The sequence below is a fragment of the Arthrobacter sp. B0427-1-12 genome, assembly GCF_059092905.1.
In genome coordinates this window covers 13,711-27,579 of sequence record NZ_JBNHIC010000025.1, presented here as the reverse complement: position 1 = coordinate 27,579, position 13,869 = coordinate 13,711, and the positions used below count along the sequence as shown (strand labels likewise).

14 protein-coding genes and 2 tRNA genes are annotated in these 13,869 nt (G+C 66.8%); 14 read left to right on the top strand and 2 right to left on the bottom strand.

The features are described from left to right. Positions 1-66: 66 nt before the first annotated feature. Positions 67-726 (bottom strand): DNA alkylation repair protein, encoded by a 660-nt coding sequence (locus AC5RWU_RS15075; RefSeq protein WP_494032301.1) that lies wholly within the window; start codon positions 724-726, stop codon positions 67-69. 379 nt (positions 727-1,105) lie between these two features. On the opposite strand from AC5RWU_RS15075, the gene thiD reads away from it, so the two are divergent. The 13 genes from thiD (at position 1,106) to AC5RWU_RS15010 (ending at position 11,181) form a co-directional block, all read left to right on the top strand. Then, a complete protein-coding gene (gene thiD / locus AC5RWU_RS15070; protein WP_494032280.1) occupies positions 1,106-2,677 on the top strand; it encodes a bifunctional hydroxymethylpyrimidine kinase/phosphomethylpyrimidine kinase in 1,572 nt (523 codons plus the stop codon). 176 nt (positions 2,678-2,853) lie between these two features. Then, the gene (gene rplU / locus AC5RWU_RS15065; protein ID WP_494032302.1) at positions 2,854-3,162 is read left to right on the top strand and encodes a 50S ribosomal protein L21; all 309 of its coding nucleotides are present in this window, start codon (positions 2,854-2,856) and stop codon (positions 3,160-3,162) included. A gap of 75 nt (positions 3,163-3,237) precedes the next feature. Continuing rightward, positions 3,238-3,501 carry a 50S ribosomal protein L27 gene (rpmA, locus tag AC5RWU_RS15060; protein WP_494032281.1) on the top strand — a complete coding sequence of 88 codons (264 nt, stop codon included), beginning with the start codon at positions 3,238-3,240 and terminating at the stop codon, positions 3,499-3,501. A 161-nt stretch (positions 3,502-3,662) separates the two neighbouring features. Further along, complete coding sequence (obgE, locus tag AC5RWU_RS15055) at positions 3,663-5,279, top strand: GTPase ObgE (protein ID WP_494032282.1); 1,617 nt, start codon at positions 3,663-3,665, stop codon at positions 5,277-5,279. Continuing rightward, positions 5,275-6,477, top strand: a complete 1,203-nt coding sequence (gene proB, locus AC5RWU_RS15050; RefSeq protein WP_494032303.1) for a glutamate 5-kinase — start codon at positions 5,275-5,277, stop codon at positions 6,475-6,477. The genes obgE and proB overlap by 5 nt, the downstream gene beginning before the upstream one ends. A 10-nt stretch (positions 6,478-6,487) precedes the next feature. Then, positions 6,488-7,846 carry a glutamate-5-semialdehyde dehydrogenase gene (locus AC5RWU_RS15045; RefSeq protein ID WP_494032283.1) on the top strand — a complete coding sequence of 453 codons (1,359 nt, stop codon included), beginning with the start codon at positions 6,488-6,490 and terminating at the stop codon, positions 7,844-7,846. Positions 7,847-7,988: 142 nt separating this feature from the next. Then, entirely contained in the window at positions 7,989-8,216 is a 228-nt protein-coding gene (locus tag AC5RWU_RS15040; protein WP_494032284.1) for a hypothetical protein, read from the top strand. An 87-nt stretch (positions 8,217-8,303) separates the two neighbouring features. After that, a complete protein-coding gene (gene nadD / locus AC5RWU_RS15035) occupies positions 8,304-8,909 on the top strand; it encodes a nicotinate-nucleotide adenylyltransferase (RefSeq protein ID WP_494032304.1) in 606 nt (201 codons plus the stop codon). Between the two features lie 23 nt (positions 8,910-8,932). Further along, positions 8,933-9,676 (top strand): hypothetical protein, encoded by a 744-nt coding sequence (locus tag AC5RWU_RS15030; RefSeq protein WP_494032285.1) that lies wholly within the window; start codon positions 8,933-8,935, stop codon positions 9,674-9,676. A gap of 26 nt (positions 9,677-9,702) precedes the next feature. After that, complete coding sequence (gene rsfS, locus AC5RWU_RS15025; RefSeq protein WP_494032286.1) at positions 9,703-10,119, top strand: ribosome silencing factor; 417 nt, start codon at positions 9,703-9,705, stop codon at positions 10,117-10,119. Further along, positions 10,112-10,801, top strand: a complete 690-nt coding sequence (locus tag AC5RWU_RS15020; RefSeq protein WP_494032287.1) for a histidine phosphatase family protein — start codon at positions 10,112-10,114, stop codon at positions 10,799-10,801. Before rsfS ends, AC5RWU_RS15020 begins: the two co-directional genes overlap by 8 nt. A gap of 98 nt (positions 10,802-10,899) precedes the next feature. Beyond that, positions 10,900-10,972 (top strand) — tRNA-Ala (locus AC5RWU_RS15015). A gap of 136 nt (positions 10,973-11,108) precedes the next feature. Continuing rightward, a tRNA-Ala gene (locus tag AC5RWU_RS15010) sits at positions 11,109-11,181 on the top strand. Between the two features lie 48 nt (positions 11,182-11,229). Here AC5RWU_RS15010 and AC5RWU_RS15005 read toward each other — a convergent pair. Further along, the gene (locus AC5RWU_RS15005; protein ID WP_494032288.1) at positions 11,230-12,342 is read right to left on the bottom strand and encodes an FUSC family protein; all 1,113 of its coding nucleotides are present in this window, start codon (positions 12,340-12,342) and stop codon (positions 11,230-11,232) included. Between the two features lie 114 nt (positions 12,343-12,456). Between AC5RWU_RS15005 and AC5RWU_RS15000 the strand changes: the two genes are divergently transcribed. Then, entirely contained in the window at positions 12,457-13,566 is a 1,110-nt protein-coding gene (locus AC5RWU_RS15000; protein WP_494032289.1) for an App1 family protein phosphatidate phosphatase, read from the top strand. Positions 13,567-13,869 lie beyond the last annotated feature (303 nt).

The following is a 13,869-nucleotide window of genomic DNA, read 5'->3' as shown; positions in this document are numbered from 1 at the left end:
CGAACCGCCTTGTCACCGCTGTGACCGCGCTGCCGCGTGGCGGCACGAGCGTGAGCGCGAACCTTCCTACTTATCGTGCTGTCGGCGCACCATCTCGGTGATCCAGATGGGCGCGAACGGAGATGTGCAGCCCGGGGAAGTCGGGTAGTCCTTGAGCGCCTCCAGGCGCTCACCGATGTCGATTGCACGGGTGCGGTGCTCGGCGTATTCGATCCCGATCTGAGCCAGGCAGTGGTTCATCGCCCACTGCAGGCGATCCGGGGCGTGTTTCATCTTTGCCTCGATGACATCGAGCAGTCCCGCGAGGTCAAGGCCCTCGGGCTTCTTTGTCACGCGTTCGGTGGTCAGCGCCCAGCCGGCACTCGCGACCACTGGATCCGGATCGGCGGACCAGGCCAGGCGCAGCTCTTCGGCGTGTGGGTTCTTCTTCACCACGTAGTTCACGAGCCAGTCGTGCACCTTGGGGGTGCGCGCCTCGCGCAGCATGACGTCCAAATCGTCACGCTCGAACGCCGTCGGGCGGCAGATCAGGATCGCCAGCAGTCTCGCCGCGGTGTCATCCGTCTCCCAGAGCTGGCACGCGAGTTCCTTCTGCGTCTTCAGCCGCTTCGCGAGCACGCGCAGCTTGCTGAGGTTCACACCGTGATCGTCACCGTGTTTCTCGTTCACCTCGCGTGTTTTCGGATCCTCGAGCTCGGCCAGCTCGGCCATCACCTCGGCCACCATCGTCGTCTCGGCCACCTCAGCCTCCTGTCCATCACGTGCGAGATTCGGCCTACGACGGAAGTCGGCCTCCTGTGGTACCTGCCGGTTCGGCGCAGCCACCGACACGAAATCCCGCGTCTTCATAGATTTGCAGTGAAACTGGGCCCTGTCCCCATCGAGACTAGCCGCAGAAGCCCCGGGACACGTTCGGGGGGTATGGCCGTTCCCTTGCTGGACCTCCGTTGCTATAAAGTGTGCTCAGTGACACGGGGTGTCCGGACCGATCCGGGCTGAGATCCATACCCGTTGAACCTGATCTAGCGCGCAGCAGGAGCCGGCGGAAATCAGTCCGCGGCGGCAGGAAGACTGCTGCGCATTACCTAGCGGAGGGATGTCGCGAATGAGCGTTCGCAATTCTTTTGACCCAGCCATGACCACCGGCCCCGCCCTGCGGAGCGTCCCCAGGGTGCTGAGCATCGCCGGCACCGACCCCAGCGGAGGGGCGGGAATCCAGGCGGACCTGAAGAGCATCGGCGCCAACGGCGGGTACGGCATGGCCGTCGTCACCGCCCTGGTAGCCCAGAACACCCAGGGAGTGCGCTCGGTCCACACGCCGCCGCTGGAGTTCCTCCAGGAGCAGCTCGAGGCCGTCAGCGACGATGTTGCCATCGACGCGGTGAAGATCGGCATGCTGGCCGATGCCGCGGTGATCGAGACCGTGCGCCGGTGGCTGCTCACGGTGCGTCCCGCCGTCGTCGTGCTGGATCCGGTGATGGTGGCCACCAGTGGCGACCGGCTGCTGGCAGCCGAAGCCGAGGAGGCCCTGCGCGAACTGGCGGGCCTGGCCGATCTGGTCACGCCCAACCTGCCGGAACTGGCAGTGCTGGTCAATGAACCGCTGGCCGGGAGCTGGGCCGAGGCGGTGGAGCAGGGCAAGCGCCTGTCCAAGGGAATGAAAACCACGGTCCTGGTCAAGGGCGGTCATTTCGCGACGGTGGACAGCCCGGATGCCCTGGTCAACACACAAGGCCTGCTGGGCGGGGAAGTCTTCGAACTGACTTCGCCGCGGGTGGCTACCCGCAACACCCATGGCACGGGATGTTCGCTGTCCTCGGCCATGGCTACGGTCCAGGCGCAGACGGGGGACTGGCTGGCCTCGCTGCGCCGGGTGAAGGCATGGCTGCAGGGAGCCTTGGAGCATGCGGACGCGCTGGAGGTGGGCCGGGGCAGCGGTCCGATCCACCACTTCTACCACCTGCGCAGCGCGGCGGCGCCGCTGGGGGACCAGTTCAGCCGCGAGGTCTGGCAGGAAACGGAGCACTGGCGGGAGGGCATCTATGAGCTGGACTTTATCCGGCAGCTTGCCGACGGGACTCTGCCGACGGAGCATTTCGCGTACTACCTGGCGCAGGATGCGCTGTACCTGAACGGGTATTCCCGGGTGCTGGCACGCGCCAGCGCACTGGCGCCGTCCGAGGAGGAGCAGCTCTTCTGGGCGTCGGGTGCCCGGAACTGCATCGAGGTAGAAGCGGAGCTGCACCGGACGTGGCTGTCGCAGCATCCCCAGGCGGCAGCGGTGCCCGGACCGGTGACCAAGGCCTATGTGGACCATCTGACTGCGACGGCTGCGGGCGGCAGCTACGGTGAACTGGTTGCTGCCGTGCTGCCCTGCTACTGGCTCTATGCCCACGTGGGCGAGACCCTGCACACGCAGCATCGGAACAGCGGCGGGCCGGCGGGCGCAGAACATCCGTACAGCGGCTGGCTTCAGACCTACGCCGATGAGGTCTTCGCTGCCGCCACCCGGACGGCGGTGGCGATCATGGACCGTGCAGCAGCCGCGGCCGGGGCCGCCGAGCGCGAACGGATGCGGAAAGCCTTCGCCGCGTCCGCCCGCTACGAACTGGAATTCTTCGATGCGCCCCGCCGCCACGCCGGTGACCAGCCTATTTGCGGGGAATGGGCCCACTAGCGTAATCTAGATCTTCGGTGCCAACGCTTTCTATCGGATTTTCCCGAAGGCGTGGCTGCACAAGCGCAAGCAGCCAGTCAATGCAGCGATCCGCCGAAGATCCACATGCGGTGATCGGATTGACCCCTGCTAACCCGCGCAGCAATGTATAAACGTCGAGAGAAGTGAGTTCCCAAGTGGTGTACGCGATTGTCCGCGCAGGCGGCCGCCAAGAAAAGGTTTCCGTTGGAGACCTCGTGACCCTTGACCGCGTCCCCGGTGGAGCCGGTAGCACCTTCGAGCTGCCTGCACTGCTCCTGGTTGACGGCGACAAGGTCACCTCCGCAGCGAGCGACCTGGCACAGGTCAAGGTTACGGCCGAGGTCGTCGAAAACCTGCGTGGTCCGAAGATTGTTATCCAGAAGTTCAAGAACAAGACCGGCTACAAGAAGCGCCAGGGTCACCGTTCCGAACTGACCAAGGTCAAGATCACCGGCATCAAGTAGAACTTCGGTGGCCGCCGGCACCGCCGGCCCGGCCTCTGGGTAGTAGTTTCACAGACACAAAAGGTAGGCATTCAAATGGCACATAAGAAGGGTGCGAGCTCCACTCGCAACGGTCGCGATTCCAACGCTCAGCGTCTGGGCGTCAAGCGCTTTGGTGGTCAGGTTGTTTCCGCGGGCGAAATCATCGTGCGCCAGCGGGGCACCCACTTCCACCCGGGCGCTAACGTCGGCCGCGGCGGAGATGACACGCTGTTCGCCCTCGAGGCCGGTGCGGTCGAGTTCGGTACTCGCCGTGGCCGCCGCGTGGTGAACATCGTCACTGCTGCTGCAGCTGAATAATTCCCGGGCGCTTCCCTGGACAGTCGTCCCGGGAGCGGCAGGGACCCTGGGCAGGCCCAGGTTGCAATAACTTTAGGGTGGGGTGAGCCTTCGAGGCTCACCCCACCTGTTTTTTAAGCCGACTAGAATCGGTGTCAGGCAATTCTGCATCAAGGAGACTCATGGCAAGCTTTGTGGACCGGGTGGTTCTGCACGTATCCGGAGGAACGGGCGGTCATGGCTGTGTCTCTGTCAAGCGTGAGAAATTCAAGCCCCTGGGCGGGCCCGACGGCGGCAACGGCGGCAACGGGGGCGATGTGATCCTTCGCGTCTCCGCCCAGACGACGACACTGCTGGACTACCATCACGCGCCCCACCGGCACGCCACCAACGGCGGCCCGGGGATGGGGGACTGGCGGGGCGGCCGCAACGGCGAGACCCTCATCCTGCCGGTTCCGGACGGGACGGTGGTCAAGACCACGGACGGCCAGGTCCTGGCGGACCTGGTGGGTGAGGGAACCGAATTCGTGGCCGCTGCCGGCGGCCAGGGCGGACTCGGCAACAGCGCCCTGTCCTCGGCGAAGCGGAAGGCGCCCGGCTTCGCACTGCTAGGCATTCCCGGCGAAGCCCGGGACATCGTGCTGGAACTGAAATCAATCGCCGACATCGCACTGGTCGGTTTCCCGTCCGCCGGCAAATCCAGCCTGATCGCCGCCATGTCGGCGGCCCGGCCCAAGATCGCGGACTACCCCTTCACCACGCTGATACCCAACCTGGGCGTCGTCCAGGCCGGTGACGTGCGCTTCACCATTGCCGACGTGCCCGGACTGATCGAGGGCGCCAGCGAAGGCAAGGGACTGGGGCACAACTTCCTGCGCCACGTGGAACGCTGTGCCGCGCTGGTGCATGTACTGGACTGTGCGGCCCTGGAGCCGGACCGGGATCCGCTGAACGACCTGGCCGTCATCGAGCGGGAGCTGGACAGGTACGCCGTCGACATGAGCTACGCCGGCACCGACGGCGCTGTGGTGCCGCTCAATGAACGCCCCAAGCTCGTGGCCCTGAACAAGGTCGATGTGCCGGATGGCCGGGACATGGCGGAGTTTGTCCGCCCGGAACTGGAGTCCCGCGGCTACCGGGTATTCGAGGTCTCCGCCGCCTCGCACGAGGGCCTGCGCGAACTGGGGTTCGCCATGGCCGAAATCGTGAAGGCCGCCCGGGAGTCCGTCAAGGCCGCACCGCCGAAGGTGGCGCCCCCGGTGCTGCGCCCGCGGGCGGTCAACGAGGCCGGCTTCACGATCCGCCGCGAGGAGAAGAACCTGGAGCCGCTGTTCCGCATTCTGGGGGAGAAACCCGAGCGCTGGGTCAAGCAGACGGATTTCACGAACGAGGAAGCCATTGGCTACCTGGCCGACCGGCTGGCCAAGCTGGGCATCGAGGACCAGTTGTTCAAGAGCGGTGCCAAGCCGGGGGACACCATCGTGATTGGCGAGGGCGACGGCGTCGTCTTTGACTGGGAACCGACGATGGTCACCGGTGCGGAACTGCTGGGAGGCCCGCGCGGCACCGACGTGCGCTTCGCGGACTGGGAACGGCCCACCCGCAGCCAGAAGCGCGAGGAATACCAGGAGCGCAAGGATGCCAAGGCCGCCGCGCGCGCCGAACTGGAGGCGGAACGCCAGGCCGGTATCTGGACCGAGTCGGCCGCCGGGCGGCAGGGCCGGCAGGCTGCCGCTGAGGATAGTGCCGCGGATGCGGCCGGTGACGCTGCCAAGGACGTGGAGGGCGATCAGCATTAAGCGCGAGAAGAGTCCCGTAGTCACGAGGACGGATCTGCCCAAGGCCAAGCGGGTGGTCGTCAAGGTCGGTTCGTCGTCCCTGACCTCCCTGGCCGGCGGCATCGACGAGGAAGCGCTGATCGGGCTCGCGGACGTCCTCGGCGAACTGCGCAACCGCGGCACCGAAGTGATCCTCGTGTCATCGGGGGCGATCGCCGCCGGGCTGGCTCCGCTGGGACTTGACAGGCGTCCCCGGGACCTTGCCACCCAGCAAGCGGCCGCGAGCGTAGGCCAGGGGCTGCTCATGGCCCGCTACACGCACGCCTTCGGCGCCCATGGCGTCACCGTCAGCCAGGTCCTGCTGACCGTGGAGGACCTGATCCGCCGGAAGCACTACGCCAATGCCCACCGGTCCCTTGAACGGCTGCTGAACCTGGGCGTCATACCCATCGTCAATGAAAACGACGCGGTGGCGACGCAGGAAATCCGGTTCGGCGACAACGACCGGGTTGCTGCGCTGGTGGCGAACCTGGTGAAGGCCGAGGCGCTGCTGCTGCTGTCCGATGTCGACTCGCTCTATGACGGGCCACCGTCCGAGGGCGCCAAGCGGATTCCGCAGGTGCACGGTCCGGAGGACCTTGACGGTGTGAAGATCGGTACCATCGGCCGTGCCGGCGTCGGTTCCGGCGGGATGGTCACCAAGGTCGAAGCCGCGACCATTGCTTCCGCCTCCGGCATCCCGGCCCTGGTGACGTCGACGCCGAACGCCCGGGCCGCGCTGAACGGCGAGGACGTAGGAACCTGGTTCAGCGTCACCGGAAACCGCAAGCCCATCCGGCTGTTGTGGCTGGCGCACCTGGCGCGGATCCAGGGCACCCTGATCCTCGACGACGGGGCGGCGCGGGCCATGCAGCGGCGGCGTTCTTTGCTGCCGGCAGGCATCACCTCGGTGAGCGGCGACTTCGATTCCGGAGATCCCGTGGCACTGGCAACGGAGAGCGGCGAAGTGATCGCCCACGGCCTGGTCAACTACACCTCCTTCGAACTGCCGCGCATGCTGGGCCGGACTACAGGGGAACTGGCCGAGAATTTCGGCAGCGACTATGAGCGGGTTGTCGTCCACGCGGACGACGTCGTCCTGCTGCGGCGCCCGTACAGCCGGAACCGGCAGACGCCGGCGGCTGCCGCGGCTTCGACCGGGGCGCCTGCGGGCCGATAGACTGGGACGCATGACTGAAGCAGCTGTGACTCCCACATCGAACGTGCCCGCGGGCGGCACCGGCAGCCCGGCCGGGCAGGCCCTGGCCCCGGCACCTGCCGCACCGCCGTCGGAGGTCACCGCTGCAGTGCAGGCGATCGCCCAGCGCTCCCGGACTGCCTCCCGGGCTCTGGCAGCCGCGAACCGGTCCCGCAAGGACGGGGTCCTGCGCGCCATCGCGGCCGCCATCGTGGCGGAGCGCGAGGCAATCCTCGCGGCGAATGCCGTGGATCTGGAGAAGGGCAAGGCCAACGGAACCAGCAAGGCGCTGCTGGACCGGCTCAGCCTGACCCCCGAACGGATCGACGGACTGGCAAAGGCGCTTGAGGAACTGGCTGCCCTGCCTGACCCCGTAGGGTCCGTGGTCCGCGGGCAGACGCTGCCCAACGGGCTGCGGCTGCGCCAGGTGCGGGTGCCGCTGGGCGTCGTGGCCGCCATCTATGAGGCCCGCCCGAATGTCACCGTGGATATCGCCGGCCTGGCGCTGAAGAGCGGCAATGCTGTGATCCTGCGCGGCGGCAGTGCCGCGGCCAGCACTAACAAGGCTTTGGTAGCGACCATCCGCGGCGCACTGGAGCAAGCCGGTCTTCCCGCCGATGCCGTCCAGACGGTGGACGACTACGGCCGCGACGGCGCCAACGCGCTGATGAAGGCACGCGGCTACATCGACGTCCTGATCCCGCGCGGAGGTCATGACCTGATCCAGTCCGTTGTCACCAATTCCGCTGTTCCGGTCATCGAAACCGGTGAGGGCAATGTCCATATCTATCTGGACCGCAGCGCGTCGGCGGACATGTCCGTTGACATTCTGCTCAATGCGAAGACCCAGCGGCCCAGCGTGTGCAATACGGTGGAAACGCTGCTGGTGCACCGCGACTTCGAGGCGCTGCCCGACGTCCTGGCCGCGCTGTCGCGGGCCGGTGTCCGTATCCACGCCGATGACCGGATCATGGGCCGGCTCCCGCAGGATGTGGCCGCCGAGCCGGCAACCGATGAGGACTGGGGCCGGGAGTACATGGACCTGGACCTGGCGGTGGCGATGGTCGACACCCTCGACGAGGCCATGGACCATATCCGCAAGTGGTCGACCGGTCATACTGAGGCCATCATCACCAATGACATGGCCAACGCCGAACGGTTCATCAACGAGGTGGATGCTGCCGCGGTGATCGTCAACGCTTCCACGCGCTTTACCGACGGCGGTGAATTCGGCTTCGGTGCCGAGGTCGGCATCTCCACGCAGAAGATGCACGCCCGCGGACCTATGGGGCTGCAGGAGCTGACGACCACCAAGTGGATCGTGCAGGGCGAAGGCCAGGTCCGCCAGTAAGCGGACCAAGGCTCACCGGGTTCCGCGGCACGCTGGCAGCCCGGCGTGATGGGACCTGTGCCTTCCACCGCGTAACATAGGAATGATTCCATTCTGGCTGGGCGCTATCCGGCCAGCCGTACGAGTTTTCTAAGGGAACCTGATGCTGATACAGCTTGCAGTCACCGCCGCCGAGACGGCCGAAACCCACGTTGAACTGCCGGTCCCGGCCTGGGTCATTGCCGTCAGCATGATGGCCGCGTTCCTCCTGATGATGTTCGCCACCATGTCCTTCAGCAGTGTCGGCAAGCGCCACTCGGTCGTTGAAGAGCATGCGGATCCGCACCGTCAGCACCCCAACAAGCACGACCACGGCGAGACCACTCACTAATCCGCCTTGTCTTCGGTTTCAGCTGCCAGGTCGGCTTCCACGCGCCCGCGGGCGGGCGACGAAGCAGCCAGGGACAGGCCGTTCCGCCTGGGTGTGATGGGCGGAACGTTCGATCCGATCCATCACGGCCACCTGGTGGCAGCCAGCGAGGTGGCGGCTGTCTTCGAACTGGACGAAGTGGTCTTCGTTCCCACCGGCGAACCGTGGCAGAAATCGGGCAGGAAGGTCAGCGAGGCAGAGCACCGGTACCTGATGACCGTGATCGCCACGGCCTCGAATCCCAGCTTTACCGTCAGCAGGGTGGATATCGACCGCCCCGGACCGACCTACACGATCGACACGCTGCGTGATCTTCGAGCGGCACGTCCCGAAGCCGAATTGTTCTTCATCACCGGCGCCGATGCCATGGCCCAGATTCTGTCCTGGAAGGACATCAACGAACTGTGGTCCCTGGCGCATTTCGTCGGAGTGACGCGGCCCGGACACATCCTGGACGGCATGGGCCGGAAGGACGTCAGCCTGCTGGAAGTGCCGGCGATGGCCATCTCCTCGACGGACTGCCGGCAGCGCGTGGCCGAAGCCTTGCCCGTTTGGTACCTGGTGCCGGACGGGGTGGTGCAGTACATCGCAAAACACCGGCTCTACCTGGATGAGCCGGATCCAGCCAAGGCCGGCCCCGCGCCGGCATCCTGACAACGATCACCGGGTGAATGGGAATGAGCAACGAGACAACTGCCCCGCGCAGGAGGCGCCGCGCAGCCGGCGGACCGGTCGATGCCATTCCGCCGTCGGTACCCTCTGCAAAGCAGCGGACTCCGGTTCCCGGTGGCCGGCGCCAGCGCCGCGCCGAGGAGGCCGCCCGCGCGGCGGCAGGAACGGCCGGCGAAGCGCCCACCCGAATGACCGCCCAGCAGGCCGCAGCGGCACGGGACGAGCTGGCGGTCCAGGTCCGGGAACACGCGGCTGCGCTTGCCGGGCGCCAGCAGGAGGATCCGCTGGCCATTGATCCGGTGGTGCTCGCCCAGCAACAGGCACTGGCCCAACGTGCAGCAGCGCTGAACCGGCAGGCCGGGGACCTGCAGCACGGTTCGACGGAACAGGAGCAACCGGGTTCCGACCGGAACGACCCGACGGTCCCCGACAACCTCGCCGTGGCCACGCCGCTGAAGTTTGTCCCGGCCGCGGGAGTGGACGAGCCGGTGTTGACAACGCCGACGACCTACATCCCGCTCGCCGTGCCGGCAGCGTCCACGCTGAGCCGAGGTCCGGACGCGGACATCCGCCGCCCGGGAACGGAGGCGGAGCCGGTCCTGGCGGCCCGCGCCTACGGTCTGGATCCGCTTGATGCGGCAACGGCAGGACTAGCCCGGCTGAAACGGGAACGCCTGGTCCGGCTTGGCATCCTGGCGCTGGGCGGAACCGCCCTGATCGCCGGACTGCTCATGATTTTTGTGGCCTAGGCTGCTGACCAATCCAAAGGAGACACATGACCGCCACTGAACAATCCATTGAGATCGCGCGCATAGCCGCCCACGCGGCATCCGCAAAAATCGCCCAGGACATTGTGGCCATCGATGTCAGCGACCGGCTGGCCATCACCGATGTGTTCCTGATCGCCTCAGCCCCCAATGAGCGGCAGGTCAACGCCATCGTTGACGGGATCGAAGAGGAGCTGATCAAACGGGACCTGAGGCCGGTCCGCCGCGAGGGCCGGTCCGAGGGACGGTGGGTCCTGCTGGACTATGCAGAGGTGATCATTCACGTCCAGCATGAGGAGGACCGCGTCTTCTACGCGCTGGAACGGCTCTGGAAGGACTGCCCGATGGTCGATCTGCAGCTGGACGACGACAGCCGGAAGGCCGGCGGCAGCACGCCCGCCGAACCCGGCGAGCAGCATGCCTAGGCTGCCATTCTGGCATCCGGAGCGGGTCAGGCGCCGGATCATCTTCTGGCGCCATGGCCGGACCGAATGGAATTCCCTGGGCCGCTTCCAAGGACAGACGGATATCGCGCTGGACGCCGTCGGACAGGAACAGGCAACACGGGCGGCGGCACTGCTGCAGGCCTTGGCGCCCACCCGGATCATCTCCTCGGACCTCCAGCGCGCCCATGACACGGGGCTCGCGCTCGGAGCCCTGACGGGGCTCGAAGTGGCACCGGACCCGCGGCTGCGCGAGACCTATGCCGGCACCTGGCAGGGCCTGACCTTCGCGCAGATCGGGGAGCAGTTTCCCGAAGAACAGGCAAACTGGACCGCCGGACGTGTGGACGTACGGCCCGGCGGCGGCGAAACCCGCGTGGAGGTGAGCCAGCGCGTCACGGCCGCCGTCCTGGAAGCTGCGCAGGGACTGGAGCCGGACGGGACACTGGTAGTTGCCACGCACGGCGGCGCCGCCCGCGTGGGCATCGCACAGCTGCTGGACCTGCCGCATGACCACTGGAGCGTGCTGTCCGGACTGGCGAACTGCAACTGGTCCATCCTGGAGGAGATCGAGCGGACAGCCGCGCATGACGCAGTGCGCTGGCGCCTGAGCGAACACAACGCGGGCACCCTCCCGCAGCCGGTCACCGTCCAGGAAGGCTGACGGCCGGCACAGCGGCCCGATTTTGTATCGGGGCCGGCTTTCATCTAAACTATTCAAGTTGCTTCGGAGCGGACAGCGAAGAAGGAACCACCGGTAACGGGGCTGTGGCGCAGCTGGTAGCGCACCTGCATGGCATGCAGGGGGTCAGGGGTTCGAGTCCCCTCAGCTCCACTGGAAAAGTGGATACCACCCCGGAACACCCTGGGGTGACAGATCATTTTCTATCGGAACCGGCGGTCCTCGGACTGCAGTGGGTTCCGGCCAACGGCATCCGGCAGTCATCGACTGTGTCCGCCAGATGCCGAAGGGGGCTGTGGCGCAGCTGGTAGCGCACCTGCATGGCATGCAGGGGGTCAGGGGTTCGAGTCCCCTCAGCTCCACTTTCCGAAGGGCCGCCCGCTGGGCGGCCCTTTTTGCATGCCGCGGGGTCAGTCCTGGGAGAGCGAGCGCATCGTCCGCACGATCCGGCGCAGCGCCAGCGCCAGCGATGCTGTCGCGTCAATGGGATCGTCCGGCGATGCCAGCCTGTTCATTTCCGTAGCCAGGTGGTCCTGCGCTGCTTCGGCTGCCGCCAGCAGTTCCTTGTCATGCCAATCATCCACCGCTTCGCCGGCGGCAATGAGGGCGTTGCCCAGTGGTTCGCTCAGCGGCAGCGGAACGGGCGTTTCCTCGGGACTGCGCCAGATGACCCCGGAGAGTACCTCGGTCATGTCCTCAACGTAGAAGGTCATGCGTTCCAGGGCCTGCAGGGCCGAATGTTCCGTGGTGATGTCCCGGGGATGGATCCGCCGGCGCACATTGGCCCGCTGGCTGGATTCGGCAAGCTTCACCGCCGCATGCACGTCACGGCTCAGCTGGGACAGCCCTGATTCGCGGGTAGCCCATTCTTCATGCTCCGGCGGCCAGGTTTCCTTCATGGCCGTGCCCATTTCCTTCAGTTGGCGTGCCAGGGTTGAGCGAAGCTCTTCCAGGCCCTGGATGGCGTGACTGAAATGCAGGGGCGGGAAGACCAGGAAGTTCACGGTGAGGCCGACCACGACGCCGGCCAGCATTTGGGAGGCGTAGCCGAAGGAGAATTCATCCGCATTGTCGGTACCGCCGAGCACCAGGACGAACAGGGCCGCCATCGGAATCCAGTCACGCCCAGCGCCGAGCCGGGGCAGGCCGGCGATCAGCACGCCGAGCCCGACGACGACCGCCACGGTCACCACCGTCGGCTCGCCCAGCGCGATGATCAGGATTGCCAGCGCGATGCCCATGAGCAGGCCCAGCAGCGTCTGCAGCGCCTGTTTAGCCGACCCTGCCACGGTGGGGTACATGCAGACGAGCGCCCCCAGCGGGGCGTAGTACGGATACTGCGCTGCCACCCCGGGCATAAGCGGCGCGATGGACCAGGCAATGCCCGCAGCCAGGGCCGCCTTGAAGGCGAGCTGGGGACGTCCGCTGGCGAAAAGGGCGCGGACCAGGCGGCCCAGTTTGTTCGGGACTTTTCCGGACGGGCTGCGGTAGCGGTGCGGATGTTCGGTGCGGGTTCCTGCCATGGCCCCAGTATGGCACCGCAGCCACCGGACGCCGCATCGGTCCGCTGCGCCTGCCGCCCAGAGAATGCGTGACCGGGGCACGCATGGGCCGGTCCTTCGTGTAAGACTGGAGCCATGCGCGCACCTCACCAGACGGCCGGCTCGGCTGCGTCCGTCAAGCACATTGCCGCCCGGCTCGAGGACAGGCTCCATGCCTTCCGCGAGCGCAACGCCCGCCGGCGCGGCTACCAGCCCGCGATGATTCCCTACGCCGGTTATGGTTCCTCCGGGTGGGTGCGGGTGCTGGGGCGGACGATGCTGGCCAATCCGAACGGCCGCAGCCGCCACCCGGGCGGGCACGACGCCGGCAATCCCCGGTCCGGTACCGGCACCGAACCGCCGGAGCAGGCTGCGAAGCCGCAGCATGTGCCCAGTATCCGGGGCTGGCGCAGCTTCACCAGCGTTCCAATGGCCAACGCGCGCGTGACCATCGAGGTCGCCTCCGTGCGGCACGAGGTGGTGGCCGACCGCGGAGGCGTGGTCGACGTCGTCGTTCCCGTTGAGTTGGCACCGGGCGAGCACACCGTCCGGCTCAGCGTCGAAGACTGCGTCCCGGCCGAGGCCACCGTCTATGTCGCGCCGCCGGATGTGAAACTGGGCATCCTCTCCGATATCGATGACACGGTCATGGTGACGGCACTGCCGCGTCCGCTGCTGGCTTTCTGGAACACTTTCGTGCTCAATGAGCACGCGCGGTCGCCGACTCCCGGGATGGCCGTCCTGATGGAACGGCTAACCGCCCGCCACAGCGACGCTCCCGTAATCTACCTGTCCACCGGTGCCTGGAATGTCGCCCCGACGCTGAGCCGCTTCCTGACCCGCAACCTGTATCCGGCCGGTGCGCTGCTGCTGACCGACTGGGGACCCACCATGGACCGCTGGTTCCGCAGCGGTGTGGAGCATAAGCGCGGCAACCTGCGGCGCCTGGCCCAGCAGTTCCCGGACACCCGCTGGATCCTGATCGGCGATGACGGCCAGCATGACCCGCAGATCTATGCGGACTTCGCGGCCAGCCATCCGGAGAACGTCGCCGCGATTGCCATCCGCCAGCTCTCCATCAGCGAGGCGGTGCTGGCCGGCGGCCGCGCGGTGGGCCAGAGCCGTCATCTGCATGGTGTTCCGTGGGTGCAGTCGCCGGACGGAGCCGGTCTGGCCCAGCAGCTGCAGCAGCTCGGCCTGCTGTAGTCCCGGCCTGCCGTAATCTTTTGCCGTCTGCCGTAACGGAACGCAATGTGGCGTCATGGGCCCCCGGACCTTGAAGGCGGCCGGTGGTCCGGCGTAGCGTCGTAGCCAAGTTACTTCCGTAACAGGTCAGCGACCCTCTGCTCAGAGGGTGTGGGTGCCCCCATGTGGGCCTGACATTTGCGCACAGAAGTTCCCGGTCCTGCGGCCGCACGGCCGGTGCGTCTTCCTGTGCATCCTTCACGTAAATCCTTCCCCGGACCGCCATGCCCTGCGTGCCGTACCCGGGGAACGAACCAGCCCTGA